The organism is Jatrophihabitans sp. (genome assembly GCF_036388195.1).
Classification (GTDB): Bacteria; Actinomycetota; Actinomycetes; order Mycobacteriales; family Jatrophihabitantaceae; genus Jatrophihabitans_A.
Window position 1 is genome coordinate 21,733 of the sequence record NZ_DASVSG010000071.1, and the last position, 21,970, is coordinate 43,702.

24 protein-coding genes are annotated in these 21,970 nt (G+C 70.8%); 12 read left to right on the forward strand and 12 right to left on the reverse strand.

Annotated elements, in window-relative coordinates:
• Nucleotides 1-49: 49 nt before the first annotated feature.
• Nucleotides 50-1,561, forward strand: a complete 1,512-nt coding sequence (locus VF612_RS07330; RefSeq protein ID WP_408659195.1) for a M20/M25/M40 family metallo-hydrolase — start codon at nucleotides 50-52, stop codon at nucleotides 1,559-1,561.
• A 67-nt stretch (nucleotides 1,562-1,628) separates the two neighbouring features.
• Here the strand turns inward: VF612_RS07330 and VF612_RS07335 are convergent, their stop codons facing one another.
• The 3 genes from VF612_RS07335 to VF612_RS07345 form a co-directional block, all read right to left on the reverse strand.
• Complete coding sequence (locus tag VF612_RS07335) at nucleotides 1,629-1,940, reverse strand: type II toxin-antitoxin system PemK/MazF family toxin (RefSeq protein ID WP_408659196.1); 312 nt, start codon at nucleotides 1,938-1,940, stop codon at nucleotides 1,629-1,631.
• Nucleotides 1,930-2,163, reverse strand: coding sequence for a hypothetical protein (locus VF612_RS07340; RefSeq protein WP_408659197.1), 234 nt, complete (start codon nucleotides 2,161-2,163; stop codon nucleotides 1,930-1,932). The genes VF612_RS07335 and VF612_RS07340 overlap by 11 nt, the downstream gene beginning before the upstream one ends.
• A 145-nt stretch (nucleotides 2,164-2,308) precedes the next feature.
• Complete coding sequence (locus VF612_RS07345) at nucleotides 2,309-2,740, reverse strand: ferritin-like domain-containing protein (protein WP_408659198.1); 432 nt, start codon at nucleotides 2,738-2,740, stop codon at nucleotides 2,309-2,311.
• A gap of 227 nt (nucleotides 2,741-2,967) precedes the next feature.
• Here VF612_RS07345 and VF612_RS07350 point away from each other — a divergent pair, with 227 nt between their 5' ends.
• The gene (locus VF612_RS07350) at nucleotides 2,968-3,660 is read left to right on the forward strand and encodes an N-acyl homoserine lactonase family protein (protein ID WP_408659199.1); all 693 of its coding nucleotides are present in this window, start codon (nucleotides 2,968-2,970) and stop codon (nucleotides 3,658-3,660) included.
• 19 nt (nucleotides 3,661-3,679) lie between these two features.
• Here the strand turns inward: VF612_RS07350 and VF612_RS07355 are convergent, their stop codons facing one another.
• Nucleotides 3,680-5,944, reverse strand: coding sequence for a DUF7594 domain-containing protein (locus VF612_RS07355; RefSeq protein WP_408659200.1), 2,265 nt, complete (start codon nucleotides 5,942-5,944; stop codon nucleotides 3,680-3,682).
• A 246-nt stretch (nucleotides 5,945-6,190) separates the two neighbouring features.
• On the opposite strand from VF612_RS07355, the gene VF612_RS07360 reads away from it, so the two are divergent.
• Complete coding sequence (locus VF612_RS07360; RefSeq protein ID WP_408659201.1) at nucleotides 6,191-6,631, forward strand: DUF1810 domain-containing protein; 441 nt, start codon at nucleotides 6,191-6,193, stop codon at nucleotides 6,629-6,631.
• 290 nt (nucleotides 6,632-6,921) lie between these two features.
• On the opposite strand, the gene VF612_RS07365 is transcribed toward VF612_RS07360, so the two are convergent.
• A complete protein-coding gene (locus VF612_RS07365; RefSeq protein WP_408659202.1) occupies nucleotides 6,922-7,983 on the reverse strand; it encodes a S16 family serine protease in 1,062 nt (353 codons plus the stop codon).
• 403 nt (nucleotides 7,984-8,386) lie between these two features.
• Between VF612_RS07365 and VF612_RS07370 the strand changes: the two genes are divergently transcribed.
• Both VF612_RS07370 and VF612_RS07375 read left to right on the forward strand, forming a co-directional pair.
• Nucleotides 8,387-8,605 (forward strand): hypothetical protein, encoded by a 219-nt coding sequence (locus VF612_RS07370; RefSeq protein WP_408659203.1) that lies wholly within the window; start codon nucleotides 8,387-8,389, stop codon nucleotides 8,603-8,605.
• Nucleotides 8,602-8,931 carry a hypothetical protein gene (locus tag VF612_RS07375; protein WP_408659204.1) on the forward strand — a complete coding sequence of 110 codons (330 nt, stop codon included), beginning with the start codon at nucleotides 8,602-8,604 and terminating at the stop codon, nucleotides 8,929-8,931. Before VF612_RS07370 ends, VF612_RS07375 begins: the two co-directional genes overlap by 4 nt.
• Before the next feature lie 61 nt (nucleotides 8,932-8,992).
• On the opposite strand, the gene VF612_RS07380 is transcribed toward VF612_RS07375, so the two are convergent.
• The 3 genes from VF612_RS07380 to VF612_RS07390 form a co-directional block, all read right to left on the reverse strand.
• Complete coding sequence (locus VF612_RS07380) at nucleotides 8,993-9,505, reverse strand: 2'-5' RNA ligase family protein (RefSeq protein ID WP_408659205.1); 513 nt, start codon at nucleotides 9,503-9,505, stop codon at nucleotides 8,993-8,995.
• Nucleotides 9,506-9,739: 234 nt separating this feature from the next.
• Entirely contained in the window at nucleotides 9,740-9,976 is a 237-nt protein-coding gene (locus tag VF612_RS07385; protein WP_408659206.1) for a DUF7455 domain-containing protein, read from the reverse strand.
• Between the two features lie 228 nt (nucleotides 9,977-10,204).
• On the reverse strand, nucleotides 10,205-11,935 hold the full coding sequence (locus VF612_RS07390) for a DEAD/DEAH box helicase (RefSeq protein ID WP_408659207.1): 1,731 nt from the start codon (nucleotides 11,933-11,935) through the stop codon (nucleotides 10,205-10,207).
• 227 nt (nucleotides 11,936-12,162) lie between these two features.
• Here VF612_RS07390 and VF612_RS07395 point away from each other — a divergent pair, with 227 nt between their 5' ends.
• Complete coding sequence (locus VF612_RS07395) at nucleotides 12,163-13,293, forward strand: YihY/virulence factor BrkB family protein (protein ID WP_408659208.1); 1,131 nt, start codon at nucleotides 12,163-12,165, stop codon at nucleotides 13,291-13,293.
• On the opposite strand, the gene VF612_RS07400 is transcribed toward VF612_RS07395, so the two are convergent.
• Both VF612_RS07400 and VF612_RS07405 read right to left on the reverse strand, forming a co-directional pair.
• Nucleotides 13,260-13,490, reverse strand: coding sequence for a DUF3039 domain-containing protein (locus tag VF612_RS07400; RefSeq protein ID WP_408659209.1), 231 nt, complete (start codon nucleotides 13,488-13,490; stop codon nucleotides 13,260-13,262). The genes VF612_RS07395 and VF612_RS07400 overlap by 34 nt on opposite strands.
• A gap of 37 nt (nucleotides 13,491-13,527) precedes the next feature.
• Nucleotides 13,528-13,893, reverse strand: coding sequence for a DUF3099 domain-containing protein (locus tag VF612_RS07405; protein WP_408659210.1), 366 nt, complete (start codon nucleotides 13,891-13,893; stop codon nucleotides 13,528-13,530).
• 98 nt (nucleotides 13,894-13,991) lie between these two features.
• Between VF612_RS07405 and VF612_RS07410 the strand changes: the two genes are divergently transcribed.
• From VF612_RS07410 to VF612_RS07430, 5 genes are all read left to right on the forward strand, one after another.
• Entirely contained in the window at nucleotides 13,992-14,897 is a 906-nt protein-coding gene (locus VF612_RS07410; RefSeq protein ID WP_408659211.1) for an alpha/beta fold hydrolase, read from the forward strand.
• Nucleotides 14,894-16,435, forward strand: a complete 1,542-nt coding sequence (locus VF612_RS07415; RefSeq protein ID WP_408659212.1) for a DUF7059 domain-containing protein — start codon at nucleotides 14,894-14,896, stop codon at nucleotides 16,433-16,435. Before VF612_RS07410 ends, VF612_RS07415 begins: the two co-directional genes overlap by 4 nt.
• Nucleotides 16,432-16,878 carry a D-aminoacyl-tRNA deacylase gene (dtd, locus tag VF612_RS07420; RefSeq protein ID WP_408659213.1) on the forward strand — a complete coding sequence of 149 codons (447 nt, stop codon included), beginning with the start codon at nucleotides 16,432-16,434 and terminating at the stop codon, nucleotides 16,876-16,878. The genes VF612_RS07415 and dtd overlap by 4 nt, the downstream gene beginning before the upstream one ends.
• A 434-nt stretch (nucleotides 16,879-17,312) precedes the next feature.
• A complete protein-coding gene (gene sigB / locus VF612_RS07425) occupies nucleotides 17,313-18,275 on the forward strand; it encodes an RNA polymerase sigma factor SigB (protein ID WP_408659220.1) in 963 nt (320 codons plus the stop codon).
• A gap of 202 nt (nucleotides 18,276-18,477) precedes the next feature.
• Nucleotides 18,478-19,494 carry a PHP domain-containing protein gene (locus VF612_RS07430; protein WP_408659214.1) on the forward strand — a complete coding sequence of 339 codons (1,017 nt, stop codon included), beginning with the start codon at nucleotides 18,478-18,480 and terminating at the stop codon, nucleotides 19,492-19,494.
• Between the two features lie 16 nt (nucleotides 19,495-19,510).
• Here VF612_RS07430 and VF612_RS07435 read toward each other — a convergent pair whose 3' ends face one another.
• Complete coding sequence (locus tag VF612_RS07435; protein ID WP_408659215.1) at nucleotides 19,511-20,377, reverse strand: sulfurtransferase; 867 nt, start codon at nucleotides 20,375-20,377, stop codon at nucleotides 19,511-19,513.
• An 81-nt stretch (nucleotides 20,378-20,458) separates the two neighbouring features.
• On the opposite strand from VF612_RS07435, the gene VF612_RS07440 reads away from it, so the two are divergent.
• Complete coding sequence (locus VF612_RS07440) at nucleotides 20,459-21,160, forward strand: metal-dependent transcriptional regulator (protein ID WP_408659216.1); 702 nt, start codon at nucleotides 20,459-20,461, stop codon at nucleotides 21,158-21,160.
• A 126-nt stretch (nucleotides 21,161-21,286) separates the two neighbouring features.
• On the opposite strand, the gene VF612_RS07445 is transcribed toward VF612_RS07440, so the two are convergent.
• A partial coding sequence (locus tag VF612_RS07445; RefSeq protein WP_408659217.1) for a DUF4192 family protein occupies nucleotides 21,287-21,970 on the reverse strand: 684 nt, incomplete at its 5' end.

Here is a 21,970-nt window from a genome sequence, read left to right on the forward strand (position 1 = left end):
GGTCGCGCTTCTGTCGGGCGGCGCCCTCCTACTAGGCGGCCTTGCGACCATGCCCGCAGGCGCCGCCCCCGCGCAGGCGGGTTGCGACAGCCGCACCAACAACACCTACAGCAAGATGCTGGAATGCGTCCGGCTCGAGGGCGTCCGCGAGCACCAGGCGGCGTTGCAGCGGATCGCCGACGCCAACGGCGGAACGCGGGCCGACAGCACCCCCGGGTATGCCGCCAGCGTCGACTACGTCATGGGCGTGCTAGCCGCCGCGGGCTGGGAGGCCGAGAAGGTCCCCTTCTCCTACGAGGCCACCGACTCCCTGCTGCGCCAGCTCACCCCGGTGCAGGCCACCTACGCCACCGGCGCCTACACCGGGACCGGAGAGGGCGACGTGACGGGCAACGTCATTCCCGTCGACCTCGCCCTGACCGGAGCCCGGGCCAGCAGCAGCGGCTGCGAAGCGGCTGACTTCGCGGGGCTGGACTTCTCCGGCACGAACGACATCGCGCTCATGCAGCGCGGGACCTGCGGCTTCAACGTCAAGGCGCTCAACGCCGAGGCTGCGGGCGCGGAAGCCGTGATCATCTTCAACCAGGGTAACGCGGACGACCGCTTGGGCCTCATCGTCGGCACCCTCGGCGGCGAGAACGTCGTCGGCATCCCGGTCGTCGGAGCCAGCTTCGCCCAGGGCGAGGCTCTGGCCGCGGCGGGTTCCACAGCTCAGGTGAAGGTCGACTTCCTGACCCGTCACTCCTTCAACGTCATCGCCGAGCTTGCCGGGCGCAACGACGACAACGTCGTGATGGCCGGCGCCCACCTGGACTCGGTGCCGGAGGGACCGGGCATCAACGACAACGGCAGCGGCTCCGCGGCGCTGCTCGAGGTCGCCCAGGCGATGACCAAGCTCCGTCCGGAGAACACCGTGCGCTTCGCGTGGTGGGGTGCTGAGGAAGAGGGCCTGATCGGCTCGACCCGGTGGGTTGCCCAGCAGTCTCAGGCGGAACTCGACCGGATCGCGCTGTACCTCAACTTCGACATGATCGGCTCGCCGAACTACATCTTCATGGTGTACGACGCCAACGAGTCGAGCTTCGAAGCGCCGGCCGGCGTGACGATCCCCGAGGGCTCAGCGGCGATCGAGAGGGTCTTCGAGTCCTTCTACACGCTGCGTGGCGAGCCGTACGACGACACCCTGTTCAGCGGTCGCAGCGACTACCAGGCGTTCATCAACAACGGGATCCCGTCCAGCGGGCTCTTCACCGGCGCTGAGGTAGTGAAGACCGAGGAGCAGGAAGACATCTGGGGCGGCACCGCGGGTCAGGCGTTCGACCCGTGCTACCACCAGGCCTGTGACACCTACGCGAACAACAACGACCACGCTCTCGAGGTCAACACCGATGCGGTGGCGTTCGCGGTCATGACCTTCGCCTACTCCACCGAGGCCGTCAACGGCGTCCCCGGCAAGAAGGTCCCCGGCCACTTCACCATCCCGGCGCCTGCCGGACCGGAGCACACCTTCGCCGGCCCGCTCGGCGGCGATGCGCACGACCACGGAGCCCAGGCTTCCTGAGCTTCGCCTTCTGGCCAGCGCCCCTCGTCACCTCGGTGGCGGGGGGCGCTGGTTATTTCAGCGGCTACTACAGGTCCAGGACGATGCGCAGCGCCGCATCGACCCGGCGCAGCTCCTCGAAGGTAAGAGTCCCAGCGCGGTCACCGAGACGGGACGGGTCGACGGCCGCGGTCTGCTCGGCCAGGACTCGGGTGCTGCGGCCGGCGATCTCCACCTCCGGGCGGAAGCTGGCAGCCCGCGCGGACGTGGAGGTCGGCGCCACCAACCATGTCGACAGCGGCAACTGGTCGGACTGCACCACTACGGCATAGCGTGAACCGGCCTGCTCATGACCGAGCGCTCCTCGTGGAGCGCGCAACCGGTACACCTCACCACGCACGCAGGGTCTCCATGTCACGCAGCACCTGCATCGCTTCGGCCCGGTCCTGCTCGTCAGCCGCCAGCGCTTGAGCCTCGGCACGAACAGAGGCAACCGCGCGCTGCCGTGCTGCCTCGATCAGCGCGGACCGCACCGCGGCGGAGACCGGTGTTCCGTCCCGGGTGAGAACTTCCAGAGCTCGGGACGCATCCTCGTCGGGACGGAAGGTGATGGTGTCAGCCACCGGTCAACCGTAACACGATATGTAAGACACCTCGTGGCGGCTCATCGCTCTCACATCATTCGGAGTGGACCATGAGCAGGCCGGCCTCTCCGGCGGGCACGGAACTGCCCCGCGCCTGACCAGCGCGGGGGCAGTTCCGCTTCGCTCAGTCCTGAGCCAGCAGCAGGAAGTCCAGCTGTTCCTGCTTGCGCAGCAGCACATGCTCGACCAGGTGCTCCAGCGCCTCGCTCTGCGGCTCCTGCCCGGAGTGCGGAATCACCGCGTGCAAGCTCGCCATCACCTGCTTGTCCCGCTCGATGAACTCCTTCAACGCCGTGGCGGAGTCGGTGCTCGGCGGTGGCGGCACCTCCATCGGCTGCAACTGTCCGCCGAGGGCGCAGAACATCTCCACCAGCCGCTCGGTGTCGGTCACCTCGGCCACCGCGAACTCGCGCAGCCGAAGCTTCAACCCGACGTAGGCGGCGCCCCGCAGGCTGCCCGCGAGCACCGTCAGGCTCACCATCGACCCGAGCTGCTGGGACACCGCGACGGACAGCTGCTTGCGGACGGCCTCGACGTCCATGTCTTCGTCACCCATGGCTGATCTCACTTTCTGTCGACCCAGCCAGGGCGTGTGTCAACCACGCACGGACGGCTGGGCTTACCTCACTGGGCTGGGCTCTCAGCCGCCACGTCCAGTGTCCATGGTGTACTCGATCGAGGCGAACCATCCGAACGTGGCGTTGACATCCGGCCATACCGCTGGCGCGCCTGAGCCCATCGCTGCCCCGGAAGGAGCAGGGACCCAGGAAGGGATCTCGCGGCATGACGTCGATCTCGGTGCACCGGCTCGACTACGGGTACTTCCTCCGCCCGGGCGCGGAAACCCCATCCGGGTCGCCGCGGGTGGAGCCCTGCCTGGGCTATCTGGTCAGGCATCCACAGGGCACGCTGCTCTTCGACACCGGAATGGGCCGTCATCCCGACGTGGACAGCCACTACCGCCCGCGCCGTACCGGCGTGGCCGAGGCGCTGGCCCGGGCCGGCAGCGGCATCGCCGACATCGATCTGCTCACCAACTGCCACCTGCACTTCGACCACTGCGGCGGCAACGGGCTGTTCCCCGGACGGCCGATCTTCACCCAGGCGGTGGAGCTGGCCACGGCGCGCACCGTCGAGGACTACACCCTTGCCGAGCTGATCGACACGCCCGGCGCACGGTATGAGGAGCTGTCCGGCGAGTCCGAGGTGCTGCCCGGGGTGCTGCTCATCCCCACCCCCGGCCACACCGAGGGCCATCAGTCACTGGTGGTCCGCCAGCCCGACGGCACCGTCGTGGTCGCCGGCCAGAGCCACGACACCGCCACCGACTTCAGCTCGGACATGCTTGCCTGGCGTGCCCGCCAGGACCGGCATGCCGAAGAGCTGCCGCACATCCCGGGCTGGATCGAACGGCTCCGGCAGTTCGATCCAGCCCGGGTGGTCTTCGCTCACGATCACTCGGTCTGGCAACCCTGACCGAGCTGCGAGCGCACGATCACCGGCAGGTGATCTTGGCGGCATCCCGGTAGGCGCCGACCGCCGGGACGAAGGCGACGTCCGCGCTGTCGGGGTGCAGGGTCAGCCGGGCGTAGCCGTAGGAGGTGTTGTCCTTGGCCGCGGTGGTCGAACGGCCCGCGACGGCGTAGTGGTTCTTGCCTCCCTCGCCGGAGACGATCTGGACGATGCCCCGGGCGTCGTCCCGGACGCCGGACGGGTTCAGCGGGTAGAACCGCTCGTAGTCATGATCGTGACCGGACAGGATCAGCTCGGCCTTGGCGTCGTAGAGCGCCTGGACGAACGGGGCCATCGACGAGTGGTCGCCGTGGGTGCCGCTCGACCACCGCGGCTTGTGCCACATCGCCCCGACGCACTTGTTCGGGTGGGCGGCAAGATCGGCCTTCAGCCATGCCACCTGGGCCCCGCCGGCGGTGATGTCGACCTCGGAGTTGAGAGCGACGAAGTGCCAGGCGCCCACGTCGAAGGAGTAGTAGCCCTTGGTCCGGTCACCGGCCAGCGCCCCGAAGTAGTCGTAGTAGCCCGCGGCGCCGGGCGTTCCGTACTCGTGGTTGCCGGGCACCGGCTTGGTCTTGGACTTCAGCGCGCCCCAGGACTTGTCGTAGGAGTTCTGGAAGGCCGACAGCGCGCCGGCCTCGTACTGGATGTCACCCAGGGCCAGCACCCGGGAGACGGCGGTGTCACTGATGATCTTGTCGGCCACCGCCTTGTGCTGGCAGGTGGAACCCACGGTATAGCCGGGAGCGCAGGCGATGTCGCCCACCGCGGCGATCACCGGCGAGGCGGCCGGAGCGGAGCTGGTCGGCGCCGGAGCCGAGCTGGTCGCCGGGGCGGAGGTCGCCGGCGCCGAACTGGTAGCGGGCGCAGAGCTGGTGGCAGGGGCAGAGCTGGTAGCGGGCGCCGAGCTGGTCGTGGAGTACTCGAGCATCAACTGCGGCGGGTTCGCCGTTTCCCTGCTGTCGAAGTAGCGGGTCGCGGTCGCCGAGGTGGTCAGCCCGAACGACGTCGCGCCGCCGCGCACCGCCGCGGTCACGTCCGCCTCGGTCCACTGGCCGGCGGTCAGGGTGCCGGTGACGCCGACCTGAGCGCCCAGCGCGGGGCGGTTGGCCCAGGTCAGGGCACGCTCGTCCCAGGTGGCCGACGTGCCGAACACCTTGGTCCGGGTGGTTCCGGTCGACCGTGAGAACAGCCGCAGGGTCGCCTTGGTGACCGCGCCGGCCGGCGCCGGGAAGCGCAGGTAGGACACCGCGATCGCGGAGCTGGTGGCGTTCTGCTGCACCGTGGTCGCCGTGCCGTAGTTGGTGCTGGCGGTGTTGGACTTGACGTAGCTGTCGGCGACCGGCAGCGCGACGGCCGCAGCCGAGCCGGTCGAGGACGGCGTGGCCGAGGCGGTGGCGCCGCGATAGGCGCTGGCCATCGCGTCCAGATAGGCCTGCCCGAACTGGACGGTCGGCTCGACGCCGGTCCCCTCGCCCCACTCGTTCCAGCTGGTCATCAACTGCCACTGCGCGCCGGACTTGACCTGCTGGGCCAGCGCCGACTTGAAGGTGGCCAGGTCGCGGGCCAGCCGCGGGGCGCTCTCGTCGAACTTGAAGAACCCGGGCGCGACGTTCACCGACCACGGCAGCACCTGCTGGATCGCCGAGGCGGGCCCGTACTGGTGCCACGCATCAGGCTGGGACGCGCAGTTCTGGTAGCCGGGCATGACCTTCAGGTTGAGGTAGAAGCGGCCCTGGTTGGCGGCCAGCCAGCGGTCGGCCACCGCGCAGCTGGTGTCATCGGCGTTGTAGACGAACAGCACCGGGCGGCCACCCACCCGCAGCCACGCCGGGCTGGCGGCGGCCTTGGCGGCCAGGTAACCGAGGTCGGAGCTCAATTCCGCGGCAGTCGGATTGCCGAACCCCTCGCGCTCGAAGTACGGCGCCACCTTGAAGCCCTGGGCAGCGGCGGTGTCGAGCAGCAACGGCAGCCGCGAGTCGGTCTTGGTGCCCTGGCCCCACCACGAGGAGATGAAGGCGTTCAGGCCGGCAGCCTTGGCCTGGCGCACCTGGGTGGCCACCACCGCCGGGTCGCTGCTGTCGTACTTGCCCGCAGTCGGGGTGTAGTGGGAGGCCCAGTGCTCGGTCTCGGGAAACCACCCGTAGTAGAACGCGGCCCGGATCGGCGCTTCGGCCGCTGCGGCCTTCGCAGGCCGGTGTTGACCGGCGGCCATCAGCAGGCCGGCAAGCAGCAGTGCTGAGAGCAATGCCGACAGCATCGGCAAGCGGCGTAGCCGACGCACGACACGGTGACTGCCAGTAACCTCCGCTTCACTCTTTTTGGTTGTGTTTGCTTGGGTGTTCGACATGCCGGACTCCGCTATTCGGGGATTTTGTTCGGACAGATCCCCTCATCGACCGAACGGGCCGGTTACGAAGAGTAACGGAGTATCAATGTTTTGAAGCACATTCGCCGGAGCAGGTCACATGCCGTGTCGCAGACAGGAGATCCGATGGGCAACGCCGGGGATCAGGCTGGCGCCGACTTGGAGCGGTTCGTCCGGGCACAGGAGGACGAGCAGACCTTCGAGCGCGCGGTCGCGGAGCTGCGCCGAGGCCGCAAGACCAGCCACTGGATGTGGTTCGTGTTCCCGCAGATCGCGGGACTGGGACAGAGCCCCATGTCGAGGAGGTTCGCGATCAGCTCGCTGGCCCAGGCGCGGGCATACCTGGAGCACCCGGTGCTCGGGTCGCGGCTCATCGAATGCGCGCGCATACTGGCAGAGCGGCATGACCGGAGCGCGCCGCAGATCTTCGGCGAGCTGGACGCGCGCAAGCTGCAGTCGTCAATGACGCTGTTCGCCAGGGCAGCACCGGACGAGCCCGTCTTCACGGACGTGCTCGACCGGTATTTCGGCGGCATGCCGGACCCAGCCACCGATCAGCGTCTTTGAACACGCGCAACCACCACGCAGGGGGCTGGCGCGTTACCTGATCCGGCTGACCAGATCAGAACCGGGCGGCGGGAAGAACCCACCGCCCGGCCTCATGAAGAGCGGTCGAGCTACAGCTCGACGCTGTCGACCGTAGTGCCTGCGCCGGCCGACCAGCGGGCGGAGGACCAGCGGGCTGATGACCAGCGGGCCGAGGACCAGCGGGCCGAGGACCAGCGGGCCGAGGACCAACGTGCGGACGTGTAACGCATTTTCCCTCCAAGGAAATTGTCCGGCGCCGGATGGACGCCTTACCGGACGGTGCTAACCCATTGCCGATCAGGTGATCGATGGGTGACTTGCCTGCCTCGCCACCTGAAACCGCAGAGCACCTCTACCGCTTCAGCCAACGAGGCCACCGCCACAACTTCTGCCCGCCCACCGAGCACCCGACGCGCATCGTCAACGTCGGCGCCCGACTCCGCGGGAACCACAAAGCGTCGTACGTGCGGATGTGCCCGCACCGCACGAGCCTTGAACTCAATTGCCCCGACGCTGCCCACCCGGCCGGTCATGTCGACCGTTCCGGTTGCGACCACGACGCCACCGGCGGCAAGCCGGCCACCGGTGAAGGCATCGACGACACTCAACGCGCAGGCCAGCCCCAGCGAGGGCCCGCGCAGGTCGCCGGGAAGGCTGAAGCGCGCATCGATGCCGTGCCGCAGCACTCGATCGGCGGTCACGACCCGGATTCCCCACGCGCCGTCCGGGTGCCGGCTGATCTTCACCTTCGACAGCGATCCCGGCCGCGCGGAGCCGCGCAACACCGTCAGCTCGGCCGAGTCGAGGCCCGCCAGCGCTCCCCTGAGGTGCACCGCCGTCTCGACCGTCCGGCCGTCGACGGCGATGATGACGTCCTCGCAGCGCAGGCCGGGGGTATCGTCCCGCAGCGCCTCGATGACGGCCCCGCGGCCCAGCTCGCGGACCGGCTCGCCGAGCAGCCCGGCCGCAGCCGCCGTCGCCGATTCCAGCGACCACATCGAATCGTCGAGCCCCGCCGCCTCGTACTCATCGACGGGGCGTCCGCCGGTGAGCCGGGATCGAGCCACCACCGCAGCCTGCGGATCGACCAGGTGGCTCAGCAGCTCCCAGGTCGAGGGCCGCAGCTCGGCCCGGTAGGACACCGCGCAGATGGCGCCCGCCGGCGCGCCACGCTCGAGCCCGGGTGTCTCCAGGCGCGATCCGTTCATCGGGATGAGTTCGTAGTCCGGGCGTACCGCCGCCACCGGCAGCCGGCCACGGCGTCGGGACGCCGCCGGCGCCCGCAACGGCGATGGCAGGTTCCAGGTGGTTTGCCCCGCGTCGAACCTCACTGCATGCCCCCGGTCTGCAAGCCGGCCGTGATGGGCGAGGCCGCTGTAAGCGTCGGATACGTCTCTCCGAGAATGGATGCACTGTCTGTGATCATCTCAGCCTCGCCTTCTGGAAATCACACCGACTTGATCTTCAACTGCGTTCCAGATGACGGCTGACAGAACGCCAGGGTGTCCTGCTGGAGTGATCGGGTGGCCCACCGTGGCCATCTTCTCCGGCCTCATGCCGGGTGCTGTCCGCAAAACTTACACTGAGACCACACCTCGCGAAAGCCCTTTTCACATAAGGGTATTTTTAATCGTTACCGTCACCGGGAGTGACTTAACGATTACAAAACATCCCCCCGTGAAGACTTTGTAACGTGCCAACTGTTGGCTGCTACTAAGGGTAGCTAATGTCAGCATGAAACTGATCTTCACACGCCCATGGTGCGTCCAAAATGCTCGACAGATTCTCCTGATTGTGATGAACGCGACCTCGCAGACACGTCAGCCGATCGTGACCGCACCGTGTGCCCGACTGGTTGCTGACAGTGAGCCAGGTCGCCGGCTGCTCAGCGGCGGCTTGCCGCGCAGGCAGGCCTGTTCGCGCGCGATCGCGGCTGTCATGCTGCCGGAATGACAAACTCCAACTCGCCGGCATGCCCGTCCGGGTCCTCGCGGTGGTCCCTGTGGTCACAGGACAGCGTGCTGTCGATCGGCTCCCGGGGCTCGGTCCTGTCGATCGGCAGCGTCGGGTCGTTCGCCTCGATCGGCAGTGTGGGCTCCGCGCTGTCGATCCTCTCGATCGGATCGTGGCTCTCGGCCGGCTCGGTGCTGTCCTCGGCTTCGCGCTGGTCACTCCTGTCGCACCTGTCCAGCCGGGGTGTGCTCGCCGCCCACCACGGCCTCAGCCGGCCGGCGGCCGGCGGCCGGACCGGAGTGAGCCACTCACGTAGGGGCGGCTGAGGCGTTCCCTGCGCCGGCGGGGGCAGCAGCAGGCCGCGGAGCCGGAGTGGCCCAGCGAGGCCTACAGGGGGCAGTCGGCCAGTTGCCGCCACCGGCCGGCATCCGAGCCCGGGGTATGCCACAGCGACACCCGGTCGAACCGGACGGTCATCGGCAGCTCCAGCGACAGGCTCGCCGCCAGCCGCAGCTTGTCCGCCACCGGCAGCTCGGAGTACTGCAGGCTCAGGTGCGGATCGAACGCCGGCTTGCCACGCAGGCCGAACATCCGCGCCGCGTCCTCGAACGCCCGCCGGAGCGTGGGGTCGGCAACGGCGGCCAGGTACAGCGAGCGGTGCCAGGCAGGCTCGCACCGGGTCTGATCGAACCGGGCCGTCAGCGGGTCCAGCAGCTGCGCCACCTGCCGCAGGCTGCTCACGGCGGCGTCCGGCTCCTGCTCCAGAACCCCGAGCAGCGTCAGGTGGGCCGGGAAGACGGCGGTGCGGTGCACGGCCGCCAGTCGCGCGATCACCGCGTCGAGCTCCGCGGCGGCCGCCTGCTCGGGCTGCAACCACAGCGACAACTGCCGTACCGCCATCCGCCGTTCCCCTCACCTACCCGACCGGCGCCGCCGGCCGGCGCTGATATCCGGCTTCTCGTCCCGACCGCGCTGCGGGTCGGGTTCGCCCAGCTTGCTGGGTTCCCGCGAAGTCAGGCATCCTAGTTCGCCAAGATCAGTGCTGCCTGCGCTGCCGGGGGAACGAAGAAGACCGGCCCCAGCGGGACCGGTCTTCTCTGGTATGACGTGGCCTGGACGGCCGGACTGCAGTTCTCAGTCAGGCAGACCCGCGGACGCGACCGGCCTCGGCTGGGATTCATCCAGCCGCTCCGACTCGTCCAGGATCTCGGCGTCCAACTCACGCAGCTTGGGCGCGTACTCGCGGCCGTGGTGAGCACAGAACAACAGCTCGCTCCCAGCCGGGAGAGTGACGCGCACGTAGGCCTGCGCGCCACACCGGTCGCAGCGGTCTGCTGCGGTCAATGGCTCGACGGTCAAGGTGCTGGTCACTGGTCCCTCATCTCTGCGACAGTTCTCGCGGTCGGTCTCACAGACCTGGGGCCTCTGCTGCTCTGAGACTTATCGTGTCTGCTTACTACATACAACCAGTTCAGGCGCGCCGTAGTCCCGCCAGTAACTCAATTGAGAGTTATTACGCGTGTAGCGAACTCCCCGAAACGTTTCGCCACCGTGACCGATGCGTTCGGCCCGGCCGGCCTGCCGACCGCTGTGGGTCCTTCACATCCGGGCCATCAGGTACGCCCGCCGGGACTCCAGCAGCTCCAGCGAGGCCGAGGCCGAGGCCGGGCCGGGCACCGCCGCCCTGACCTGGGCGTGCAATGCCGCGTGCGGAACGCCGGTCCGGGCCGCCAGCACCGACACCAGCCGGTTCACCTCCCGGCGCAGGTCCGCGGCCGCCCGCCAGCTGCCCACCGCCGCCCCGGCGTCCTCTGCCGGCTGGGCAGCCGGATCGGCCCGCCGGGCGCTGGTGGCCCGCTTGCGCAGCTCCTCGTCGCGGCGGGCCAGCAACGCCGCGGTCTGCTCGGCCGACAACAGGCCCGGCAGACCAATGAAGTCATCCTCGCCGTCGGTCTGGGGACCCGGCCCGGCGTCGGGGGTGACCGCCCGGCCGCCCTGCAGGACGTGGGCGAACTGCGCCTCGGCCGTCAGCGCCTGCCACTCCTCCAGCAAGGCCGACTCGGCCTGCTCGGGCTGCTCGTCGGGCAGCTCGTCCACCAGCTCCAGCGAGTCGGCCGGGCCGGCCGGCGGCGGCAGCACGTGGTTGCGTTCGGTCTCCAGCTCCGCGGCCAGGCTCAGCAACGGCCGCACCGCGGGCAGGAACACCGTCGCGGATTCGTGCCGCCCCCGGGAGCGCACCACCCGGCCCACCGCCTGGGCGAAGAACAGCGGCGTCCGGTAGCTGGTGAGCCAGGCCAGGCAGGCGGCCCGGGGCACGTCCACGCCTTCGGAGACCATCCGGACGCAGACCGCGATCCGGGGGCCGCCGGCGGCGAACTTGGCGATCTTGGAGCTGGCCTTGGGGTCGTCGGAGAGGATCAGGTACGGCTTCTCGCCGGTGACCCGGTGCACGATCGAGGCGTAGGCGCGGGCGTCCTCCTGGTCGGAGGCGAGCACCAGCCCGGCGGCGTCGGGCATGCCGGACTCCCGCAGCTGGGTGAGCCGCTCGTCCATCGCCGCGATCACGTGCGGCACCCAGTCGCCGTCCGGGGCCAGCGCGGTGCGCCAGGCGGCCTGCTCGGTGGACTTGGTGCCGGCCTCGGTCAGCGAGGCGGCGATCACCTCACCGGCGGAGTTCCGCCACCGCGACACCCCGGTGTAGGCGGCGAAGACCACCGGGCGGACCACATGGTCGCGCAGCGCGTCGGCATAGCCGTAGCTGAAGTCCGCGGTGGAGACCAGGCCGCCCTCGCCGTCGGGCTCGTACCGGACGAACGGGATGCGCTCGCCGACCCGGGTGCGAAACGGCGTCCCGGTCAGGCAGACCCGGCGGCTGGCGCCGGCGAAGGCGTGCTCGACCGCCTCGCCCCAGGACAGCCCGTCCCCGGCGTGGTGGATCTCGTCCAGGATGACCAGGCTGCGCCGGGAGGTGGCCCGGGCCGCGTGCAGGGTCGGTTTGCCGGCCACCTGGGCGTAGGTCGTGACGTAGCCGTGCAGGTCGGCCGGCACCGGGCCCACCGAGTTGCCCAGGTTCGGCGCGAGCGCGACCCCGAACCGCTGGGCGGCCTCGGCCCACTGCGAGCGCAGGTGGTCGGTGGGGGCCACCACGATCACCCGGTCGATCACCCGGCGGCTCAGCAGGCCCACCGCCAGGCTCAGCGCGAACGTCGTCTTGCCAGCCCCGGGGGTGGCGGTGAGCAGGAAGTCCCTGCGCGGCTCGGTCTCGTACTTGGCCAGCGCCTCCCGCTGCCACAGGCGCAGCCGGGTACCGGTCGGGCGGCGTTCTGGCACTCGACGCCGCCCCCTTCGCCTGCTCGTCCGATGCGGTCCCGGCAGTGGATTTCCGCCCGCCCGGCAAGGCTAACCACAGTCCGCCCGGCCGGCAGCGACCAACCCGCGCCGATGTGAGATTGACCCGGCTCGCGGTGTCGGGCCCAACGAGATCAGCACGGTCTCGGCGCCGTCGCGTGTCACAGCTCCGCCCGACCGGCAGGACTGGGGCAGACTAGGAACCTGTGATGAGCCAGCGCACGGTGCGGACGCTGGCACGAAGAACCGTGTCCCGCGCCTGGAACGACCGGATCCTCGGACTCTCGGCCGAGGCGGCGTTCTGGCAGCTCTTGTCGTTGCCGTCGCTGTTCCTGGCGCTGCTGGCCGCGCTGGGCTACTTCTCCGAGCTGGCCGGGGCGGGCACCGTCGACCGGGTGCAGCAGAACCTGTTGACCGCCTTCTCCCGGGCCTTCAGCACCGAGGTGGTCGACCAGCTGATCGCGCCGGTGGTGCAGGAGGTGCTGCGCGAGGGCCGGGCCGACGTCATCTCGGTCGGTTTCGTGCTGGCGCTGTGGGCGGGCTCGTCGGCGACCGCCACCTTCGTCAACACCATCACGATCGCCTACGGCATGCGCGACCTGCGCGGCGCGGTCCGCAGCAGGCTGCTGGCGCTGGGCATCTACCTGGGCTCGATCGTGGTGGGTGTGGTCGTGCTGCCCGCCCTGGTGCTGGGCCCGGCGCTGCTGCCCGAGCTGTTTCCCGAAGGGGCGCGGGAGACCGCGGACCGGGTGATCGGCGATGCCTACTGGCCGGTGGTCCTGCTGTTGCTGCTGATCGGGCTGACCAGCCTCTACCACCTGGCGCCACCGCGGCGGCTGCCGTGGCGGCGGGGCGTGCCGGGCGCGCTGCTGGCGATGGTGATCTTCCTGGCCGGGTCGATCGGCCTGCGCTTCTACATCAGCTTCATCATCGACCAGAACCACGCCTACGGAACGCTGGCGGCGCCGATCGCGGCGCTGCTGTTCTTCTTCCTGCTCGCCCTCGGGGTGCTGCTGGGCGCTGAGTTCAACGCCGAGATCGAGCAGCGCTCGCCGACCATCACGGGCAAGGCGCGCGGCGCGGGACGGGGTTGGAAGCGCTTCACACCCGGCCCGGAGCTAGGTCAGCCGGGCGGTGCGGGCGCACGCTCGCCGGCAGGCCCGTCTGTGGCGGCTTCGCCTCCGTCAGCTTCGCCTCCGTCAGCTCCGCCTCCGTCAGCTCCGCCTTCGTCAGCTCCGTCTCCGTCTGTGACGGCTCCGCCTCCGTCACCCCCGTCTCCGGCGGCTACCTCGGCGCCTCGGCCGGCTCAGGCAGATCCACCGGCCGGCAGCGACTCATAGATCTCCTTGCAACGCGAGCACACCGGCGAGCCCGGCTTGGCTGCCCGGGTCACCGGAAAGACCTCGCCGCACAGCGCCTCGACCATGGTGCCCAGCACCGCGCTCTCGGCGACCTTGTTCTTGCGGACGTAGTGGAAGACCTGATCGCCCTGGTCGGCGTCGGCGGTCTTCGGGTCATCCAGGGTCTGGGTAGTCACCCACCGATTGTGCCATCGCGGCAGGGAGCCGGGCAGCTCAGATGTCGATGACCCGCGGCTCGGACGGCTCGGGACGGTCGGCGGCCGGCGCGTCGCCGGAGGTCAGCTGGCGCTGGGCCTGGTCGCCGGCGCCGACGAAGCGGCGGAAGCGCAGCTCCTGCTTGGGCGGGCGGTCATTGGCGATCAGCACGGCCGACCAGGGCAGCACCAGCGCCGCGGCGACGAAGCCGGCCGCGATCCAACCCGACAGCGAGAAGGTGCTGGCGGCGCCGATGATGCACACCGCCCGCAGCGTCATCATCAGCAGGTACCGCTTGCGCCGGTGGTCGAACTCGTCGTCGGCATTGACCGGTGCCTCGGTGATGAGGATCGGCCGGTCGCTGGGGTTTCTCGACGGGCGCACCACACCATCGTGCCACCGCGAGGAGCCCGCTGGGGAAGTCGACGGGGTGACCTGCATCGCCGCCGCAGGAGAGTTCCCGCTGCGGCACGATGGTGCTCGTGCCCACGCCGACGATCGTCCTGCTGCACGGCCAACCGGACTCCTCCGCCAGCTTCTGGCCGCTGCGCCGGGAGCTGCTGCTCCGGCTGCCGAGCGGCGTCCGGGTGCTGGCGCCCGACCGGCCCGGTTACGGCGCCAACCCGTTGCCGGCCGCCGGCTACCCGGGCAACGAGCGCTGGCTGCAGGACTGGCTGGCGCGCGTCCAGGCGGGCCCGGTCGTGTTGGTGGGGCACAGCTGGGCCGGCGGGCTGGCGATCCTGACGGCGGCACGCCGGCCGCCGGAGCTGGCCGGGCTGGCGCTGCTCGGCTCGGTCGGGCCGGGCTGCCTGATGCGGATCGATCCGGTGCTGGCCGCGCCGGTGGTGGGCGAGCTGATCGCGTTCATGACGCTGCACCTGGGACGCCCGGTCGTCCGGTGGCGGGCCCGGTCAGCGATCCTGGACGCTCTTGCCGACGCCGACCGCCCGTACGGCAGCGCCAGCGGGGCGGCGATGCGCTACCGGCCGGTCTGGCGCAGTTTCCTGCTCGAGCAGCGGGCGCTGCTCGCCGAGCTGCCTCGGATCAACGCCGCCCTGCCGCTGATCACGGCGCCGGCCATGGTGATCAGCGGCGACTCCGACTCGATGATCCCGTCCGCCACCCCGACCAGGCTGCTGGCCGCGATCGGGAACTCCAGCGGCCACCGGATCGAGGGCGGGCACGACCTGCAGTTGAGCCAGCCGGCCGCGATCGCGGAGCTGATCGCCGGCTGGGCGGCGCGACGACTCGGCCTCGTTCCGGGCCCGGGTCCGGCCGGGGCGGCGTCGGCGGAGCCCGTCGACCGTCCAGCTGAGGCGGAGCCGGGTCCGGTCGGGGCGGCTGCGGCTGGCCCGGTCGACCGTCCAGCCGCGGCGGAGCCGGCATGAGCGTCCAGCCGCTGTTCCCGGCGTCCGTGCTCGATCAGCTGGGCCAGGCGATCCGTGGCCGGTACGGCTCGGTAGCCGTCGCCGAGGCGCTGGGGCTGCCCGGAGAGGCGGCGATGTCGCGTGGCGACCTCAGCGGCGCCGACCGGCTGACCCGGGGCGGTTCGGAGACCGAGACGCTGATCCGGCTGTTCCTGCTCGGGTTGCCGGCGCCGTCCGCCGCCGCGGAGGCGGTCCTGCGCCCGCTGCCGCTGTCGCAGGCCGTCGCCGCCGGCCTGGTCGAGGAGGCCGCCGGCTCCGTCCGCGCGACGCTGGACCTGCGGCCCTACTCCGAGACCGGCGGACCGGACTGGTGGGTGGTCTCCGACCTCGGCGCCGAGGTCCGGCCGGGCCCGCTGCACCCGGAACACGTGCTGGGGATCGGCTCGGCCGGGCTGACCCTGGCCGAGGCCACCGTGCGCGATCCGGTGCGGCGCGCGCTGGACGTCGGCACCGGCTGCGGCGTCCAGGCGCTGCATCTGTCCGAGCACAGCGGGTCGGTGACGGCCACCGACCTGAGCGGCCGGGCGCTGCGGATGGCGGCCACCACGGCGGCGCTGAACGGCAAGCGCTGGGGCCTGCGGCAAGGCTCGCTGCTGGAGCCGGTCGGGCAGGAGCAGTTCGATCTCATCGTGTCCAACCCGCCGTTCATCGTCGGCCCGGGCTTCGCCCCTGGCGCCGGCGGCTTCCGCTACCGCGACAGCGGCCTACCCGGGGACTCGGTGTGCGCGGAGCTGGTCCGCGGGCTGCCGGCCCGGCTGGCCGAGGGCGGCACCGGGCAGCTGCTGGCCAACTGGATCATCGGCGCGTCCCAGAGTTGGGAGGAGCGGGTCTCGGAGTGGTTCCCGCCGGCCGGCTGCCAGGCCTGGGTATGGCAGCGCGAGGTCGCCGAACCGGGCGAGTACGTCGCGCTGTGGTTGCGCGATGCCGGCGAGCAGCCGGGCACCCCCGGCTGGCAGCAGCGCTATGACCAGTGGCTGGACTGGTTCGCCGCTGCCGGGGTGGCCGGCATCGGAATGGGCTTGATCAGCCTGCGGCGTACCGGTGGGCACGCCTCGCAGGTGGTCTGCCAGGACGTTCCGCAGGCCCATGAGCATCCGATCGGGCCGGCGATCGAGGACTGGTTCGGCCGGCAGGCCTGGCTGCGGGACCGGTCGGTCCCGGAGCTGCTGGAAGCCCGGTTGACAGCCGCGGCCGGCATGGTCCGCTCGACGCACTCGGTGCTCACCGCCGACGGCTGGCAGCAGGCGGTCGCGCAACTGCGCCAGGCCGGCGGCCTGCGCTGGGAGCTGGAGGTCGACGATGCGGTCGCGGCGCTGGTGGCCGCCTGCACGGGCGAGGCTGCCCTCGGTGTGGTGCTCAGCGTGCTGGCGGCCTCGGTGTCAGCCGGTGTCGACGAGGTGATCACCGCTCTGCTACCGGTCGTCCGCGATTTGATCGATCGCGGTTTCCTCGTCCCCGTCGAGTTGGCCGGCCCCGCTGCTACCGGGAGTGACCGATGAGGGCGGTGGTGCAACGGGTTTCAGCGGCGTCGGTGACCGTTGGCGGCCAGGTTCGTGGCGAGATCCCGGCAGGCTTGCTGGTGCTGGTCGGCGTCACCCACTCCGACACCGACTCCGACGCTCGCTGGCTGGCCGGCAAGATCGCCGGGTTGCGGGTGCTGCGCGATGGCGGCCGGGACGAGGCATCGGCGGCCTCGATCGGCGCGCCGGTGCTGGTGGTCAGCCAGTTCACGCTGTACGCCGACACCAACTCCGGACGCCGGCCCAGCTGGCAGGCCGCCGCGCCGGCCGGCCACGCCGAGCCGCTGGTGGCCGCGGTGTGCGAGGAGTTGCGGGCGCTCGGGCTGCCGGTGGCGACCGGGGAGTTCGGCGCGACCATGGCCGTGCACAGCGTCAATGACGGCCCGCTGACCCTCCTGCTCGAGACGCCGTCCCGGCGCTGACGTCTCGTGCTGGCGGGCGTCCTGGGCGTTGCTCGTGCTGTGCTCGTGGCAAGGTGGCTGACGCTGCTCTGGGCATGATGGGCCCCGACGCAGAGAGTGGCCTACATCACAGCAGATTCGTCCGAGGCCGACGAACACTCTTGCGTTGCGCCAATTGGGGCTGCGGAGCAACGAGAAGGCCGATCCGGGAACAACTGCGGCTACGAATCGTTGTACAGGACGGGAGAAAAGCACCCCCATCAGCGGACGGGACCCCAAACGTGACGCAGCCAGCCATCGATATAGCCGCACAGCCAGCAGCCAAGCCGAGCACAGCCAAGCGCCGCAACGCGGCTTCCCACACCTTGCCGGGCCACCGCGCCTCCCGTGCTGCCGCAACGCCGCCCAACGCGCCGGTCGAGCTCGACGACCTCACCGGCCCGACCGAGGCCGTCCTGGACGAGGTCAACCCGGTCGAGGCCACCGCTGATCTTGACGAGGTCGTCCAGGCCGCCGACCTGGTCCGCTCGTACCTGAACGAGATCGGCAAGGTGTCGCTGCTGACGGCTGTCGAAGAGGTCGAGCTGTCCAAGCGGATCGAAGCCGGTTTGTACGCGACGCACCTGCTGAGCACCAGCAAGCGGGTGGCGTTGCCGCGCCGCCGGGAGCTGCAGGCGCTGGCCGCCGACGGCGAGACCGCCAAGGACTTGCTGCTGCGTGCCAACCTGCGGCTGGTGGTGTCGCTGGCCAAGCGCTACACCGGCCGCGGCATGCCGTTCCTGGACCTCATCCAGGAGGGCAACCTGGGACTGATCCGGGCCGTGGAGAAGTTCGACTACACCAAGGGCTTCAAGTTTTCGACCTATGCCACCTGGTGGATCCGGCAGGCGATCAGCCGCGCGATGGCAGATCAGTCGCGCACGATCCGGTTGCCCGTCCATCTCGTCGAGCAGATCAACAAGATGCAGCGGATGCGCCGCGAGCTGGGCCAGAACCTCGGCCGGGACGCCACCGACGCCGAGCTGGCCAGCGAGCTGGACATCACCGTCGAGCGGTTGCACGAGCTCATCGACCATGCCCGTGACCTGGTGAGCCTGGACCAGACGGTCGGCACCGACGAGGACTCCGCGCTCGGGGACTTCATCGCCGACAGCGAGGCCACCAAGCCGACCGAGGCGGTCGAGTTCGACCTGATGCGCCGACAGCTCGGGACGATCCTGGACTCGCTGGAGCCCCGGGAGGCAGCCGTCGTCCGGCTCCGGTACGGCCTGGCCGACGGCAACCCGCACACCCTGGACGACATCGCGAAGAAGTTCAGCCTGTCCCGTGAGCGGATCCGCCAGATCGAACGGGAGACGATGGCCAAGCTGCGCCACCCCTCCCGGGCCCAGTCGCTTCGGGACTACCTGGACGCCTGACGGCCCTTTTCTGGGTCGCTGCGCTTTCCGGTCGTTCGCGCTGACGGCAGCCGCCCACGCGCAGGAGTCTTTCCGGCCGCCCGGTGTTTCGATGTTCGCGTCGAGATACCGGGCGGTTGGTGTTTATCGGGACGGCCCCGCCTGCTCTGCGTCCCGGCCTGCTGCGCTATGCGTCCGGGCGCCTGCTCTCTACGGTGTGCTGGTGGACCCCGTCATCGCGCTTCGCCGGATCGCCTTCCTGCTGGAACGCAGCGGCGCTCCCACCTACCGGGTGCGCGCGTTCCGCAGGGCAGCCGAGGTGGCCCTGACCAACGCCGCGCAGCTGGAGGAGCGGTTGCGCGCCGGCACGCTGGCCGAGCTGGCCGGCATCGGGCAGGTGACCGCCTCGGTGATCACCGAGGCGGCCAGCGGCCGGGTGCCGGACTACCTGGCCAAGCTGGAGGAGCGGGAGGGCCCGCTGGTCGACCTCACCCCCGCCGGCCAGGAGCTGCTGGCCGCGCTGCGCGGTGACCTGCACAGCCATTCGGACTGGAGCGACGGCGGCAGCCCGATCGAGGAGATGGCGGTCTCTGCCATCGAGCTCGGGCACCAGTACCTGGCGCTGACCGACCACTCCCCCCGGCTGACGGTGGCCAACGGGCTGACCGCGGCGCGGCTCGAGCGCCAGCTCGGGGTGCTGGACTCGCTGGCGCCGCGGCTGGGACCGTTCCGGCTGCTGAGCGGCATCGAGGTCGACATCCTCGACGACGGCAGCCTGGACCAGACCCCGGAGCTGCTCTCCCGGCTGGACGTGGTGGTGGCGTCGGTGCACTCGAAGCTGCGGATGGACTCACCGGCGATGACCCGGCGGATGCTCACCGCGATCGCCGACCGGCACACCAACATCCTCGGGCACTGCACCGGCCGGTTGATCGGTGGCAAGTCCCGGCCGCAGAGCACCTTCGATGCCGCGGCGGTGTTCGCGGCGTGCGCCGAGCACGGCGTCGCGGTGGAGATCAACAGCCGGCCCGAGCGGCTTGATCCGCCGCGTGAGCTGTTACGGCAGGCCGTCGAGGCCGGGTGCCTGTTCAGCATCGACACCGACGGGCACGCGCCCGGCCAGCTGGGCTGGCAGCCCTTCGGGGTCGCCCGGGCCGCCGAGTGCGAGGTGCCGGCGGACCGGGTGGTCAACACCTGGCCGGTGGAGGAGTTGCTGGCGTGGGCGAACCGGGACCGGTAGGGCGGTTGCGGCCGGGTCAGCTGGTTTCGACCGGCCCGCTGGTTTCGATCGGCCGGCTGGGGTCGGTGATCCATTCGCTCCACGAGCCCGGGTACAGCGCGGCCTCGATGCCGGCCAGCCGCATCGCGAGCACGGTGTGGGCCGCGGTGACCCCCGAGCCGCAGTAGACCCCGACCTGCGCGTCCGGGCCGGCCTCGTCCACCCCGGCCGCTGTGAACCGCTGGCGCAGCTCGGGCTCCGGCAGGAAATGCCCGGACGGCTGCACGTTGGCGGTGGTCGGCAGGTTGATCGCGCCCGGGATGTGCCCGGCGACCGGATCGATCGGCTCAACCTCGCCGCGGTACCGCTCGGCTGCCCGGACGTCGACCAGCCGGCCGGCGCGGCCCCAGGATGCGGCGGTGTCGGCATCCAGCACCGGCATGCTGCCGGGGCGGACGCTGACCGTGCCGGCGCCGGGCGGGGGCTCCTCGGTGTCGGTGGGGTGGCCGGCGCGCGTCCACGCCTCGAAACCCCCATCGAGCACCCGGACCTGCTCCACCCCGGCCCACCGCAACACCCACCAGGCCCTGGCCGCCGCTACCGAGGTGGCCTCGTCGTAGACCACGACCTGGGACCGGGGCTCGATCCCCCAGGACCGCAGCCTGGCTTCGAGCCGGTCCGGATCGGGCAACGGATGCCGGCCGCGGGCGCCCGCCGGGTCGGCCAGATCGGTTCCCAGATCGCACCAGCGAGCCCCCGGTAGATGCCCGGCGAGGTAGAGCGGATACTGGGAGGGCCCGGCTAACTGCCACCGGACATCGAGCAGCACCAGGTTGGCGCCTTGTTCGATGGCGGCAGCCAGCTCATCGACGCTGATCAGGGCCTGCGGAGAATGGTCGCTCATGTCGACGGTTCTAACATGGACGTGGGTCCGGCGCAGCAGCCCGGCGGAGTTCGGCACCGGAGTTCGGAAAGGGGTCGGCAAGTGAACCATCACCACAGCGACTTGATCGACACCACCGAGATGTACCTGCGCACTATCTATGAGCTCGAGGAAGAGGGCGTCACCCCGCTGCGCGCCCGGATCGCCGAGCGGCTCAGCCAGTCCGGGCCGACGGTGAGCCAGACGGTCGCGCGGATGGAGCGAGACGGCCTGCTGCACGTCGAAAGCGACCGCCACCTGCTGCTGAGCGATCGCGGCCGGCACCTGGCGGTGGCGGTGATGCGCAAGCACCGGCTCGCCGAGCGCCTGCTGCACGACGTCATCGGCTTGGAATGGGACCAGCTGCACAACGAGGCCTGCCGGTGGGAGCACGTGATCAGCGAGGCCGTGGAGCGCCGGATCGTGGCGATGCTCGACGGCCCGCTGGTCTGCCCGCACGGCAATCCGATCCCCGGCCTGGAGGACCTCGGCCTGCCCGCCGACGGCAGCGCGGACGCCCCGGCGCTCCCCACGCTGGCCGACTCCGTGGCTGCCGAGGAGGTCACGGTCCGGATCGAGCGGATCAGCGAGCTCCTGCAGCCGAACGTCGATCTGATGCGTCAGCTGTCGGACTCCGGATTGGTGCCCGGGCTGTCGGTCGCGGTCACCCGGGTGCCGGCCGGCCTGCACGTGACCGGCGCCCCGGATTCCGAGCTGGTGCTCGACGAGGTCGCCCGGCACATCTTCGTCTCGGTGCCGGCCTGAGCTTCGCCTTGGCGCGCCGGCCTGAGTTCCCTTCTCGGCGCCGGTCTGAGCTTCGCCTCGGCGCGCCGGCCTGAGTTCCCTTCTCGGCGCCGGTCTGAGCTTCGTCCCGTGCCGGTCTGAGCCGGCTCAGCGCCGGGCCTGGCTGAGCGTCGGCACGGCACGCGGGTCCACGCCGCGCTGCGCCGCGGTGAGGAGCAGCTCGGCGGCCGAGTAACCGGGCTGGGATTGCAGCACCCGCTCGGCGGCCATCGTCGCCAGCGTCGCGTTGCCGGCACGCCATTGCGCCCAGCCGAAGAGGAACAGCGGCGCGGCGTCGTAGGGCACGGGCACCCTGGCATGCAGCTCCTCCATCAGTCGGCTGATCGGCAGGAAGCCGTCGTCCAGGGCCAGCCACAGGGCGTCTCGCACCTTCGGATCGGTGAGGGCCACGGCGTGCTCGGCCAGCTGCTCGGCGGCCAGCGTGGCTCCCGTCGAGCACTGACCTCCCGCTGCCGGCACGCGCTGGTCCCCCGCTCCCGGTTCGCCTCTGGGTTCCGGCTCGCCCCTCGGCTCCGACATGCCTGGGTCGGCCAGCTCGGCCGCAGCGGCGAAGGCAGCCGCGGCGGCCAGCAGGCCAGCCACCTCGTCCCGCCGCTGCTCTGCGGCCCGCTCAGGGCCGACGCCGGCCCTGCGCTGCTCCGCGGCGGCCAGTCGCGGCAACAGCTCCGATCGCTGCTCGGCGCTGTCGCCGGCCAGGGTGGCCGCCATGGCCGGCCGGTCGGGCAGCGCCACCAGCCCGGCGAAGGTCGCCTGGGCAGCCGCGGCGGAGCA

Excerpts from the sequence above, each read along its gene's own strand:
- dtd (WP_408659213.1), top strand. The coding sequence starts at position 16,432 with ATGAGGGCGGTGGTGCAACGGGTTTCAGCGGCGTCGGTGACCGTTGGC.
- VF612_RS07395 (WP_408659208.1), top strand. The coding sequence starts at position 12,163 with ATGAGCCAGCGCACGGTGCGGACGCTGGCACGAAGAACCGTGTCCCGC.
- VF612_RS07360 (WP_408659201.1), top strand. The coding sequence starts at position 6,191 with ATGGGCAACGCCGGGGATCAGGCTGGCGCCGACTTGGAGCGGTTCGTC.
- VF612_RS07370 (WP_408659203.1), top strand. The coding sequence starts at position 8,387 with ATGAAACTGATCTTCACACGCCCATGGTGCGTCCAAAATGCTCGACAG.
- VF612_RS07345 (WP_408659198.1), bottom strand. The coding sequence starts at position 2,740 with ATGGGTGACGAAGACATGGACGTCGAGGCCGTCCGCAAGCAGCTGTCC.
- VF612_RS07330 (WP_408659195.1), top strand. The coding sequence starts at position 50 with ATGCCCGCAGGCGCCGCCCCCGCGCAGGCGGGTTGCGACAGCCGCACC.
- VF612_RS07435 (WP_408659215.1), bottom strand. The coding sequence starts at position 20,377 with ATGAGCGACCATTCTCCGCAGGCCCTGATCAGCGTCGATGAGCTGGCT.
- VF612_RS07380 (WP_408659205.1), bottom strand. The coding sequence starts at position 9,505 with ATGGCGGTACGGCAGTTGTCGCTGTGGTTGCAGCCCGAGCAGGCGGCC.
- VF612_RS07375 (WP_408659204.1), top strand. The coding sequence starts at position 8,602 with ATGACAAACTCCAACTCGCCGGCATGCCCGTCCGGGTCCTCGCGGTGG.
- VF612_RS07415 (WP_408659212.1), top strand. The coding sequence starts at position 14,894 with ATGAGCGTCCAGCCGCTGTTCCCGGCGTCCGTGCTCGATCAGCTGGGC.
- VF612_RS07350 (WP_408659199.1), top strand. The coding sequence starts at position 2,968 with ATGACGTCGATCTCGGTGCACCGGCTCGACTACGGGTACTTCCTCCGC.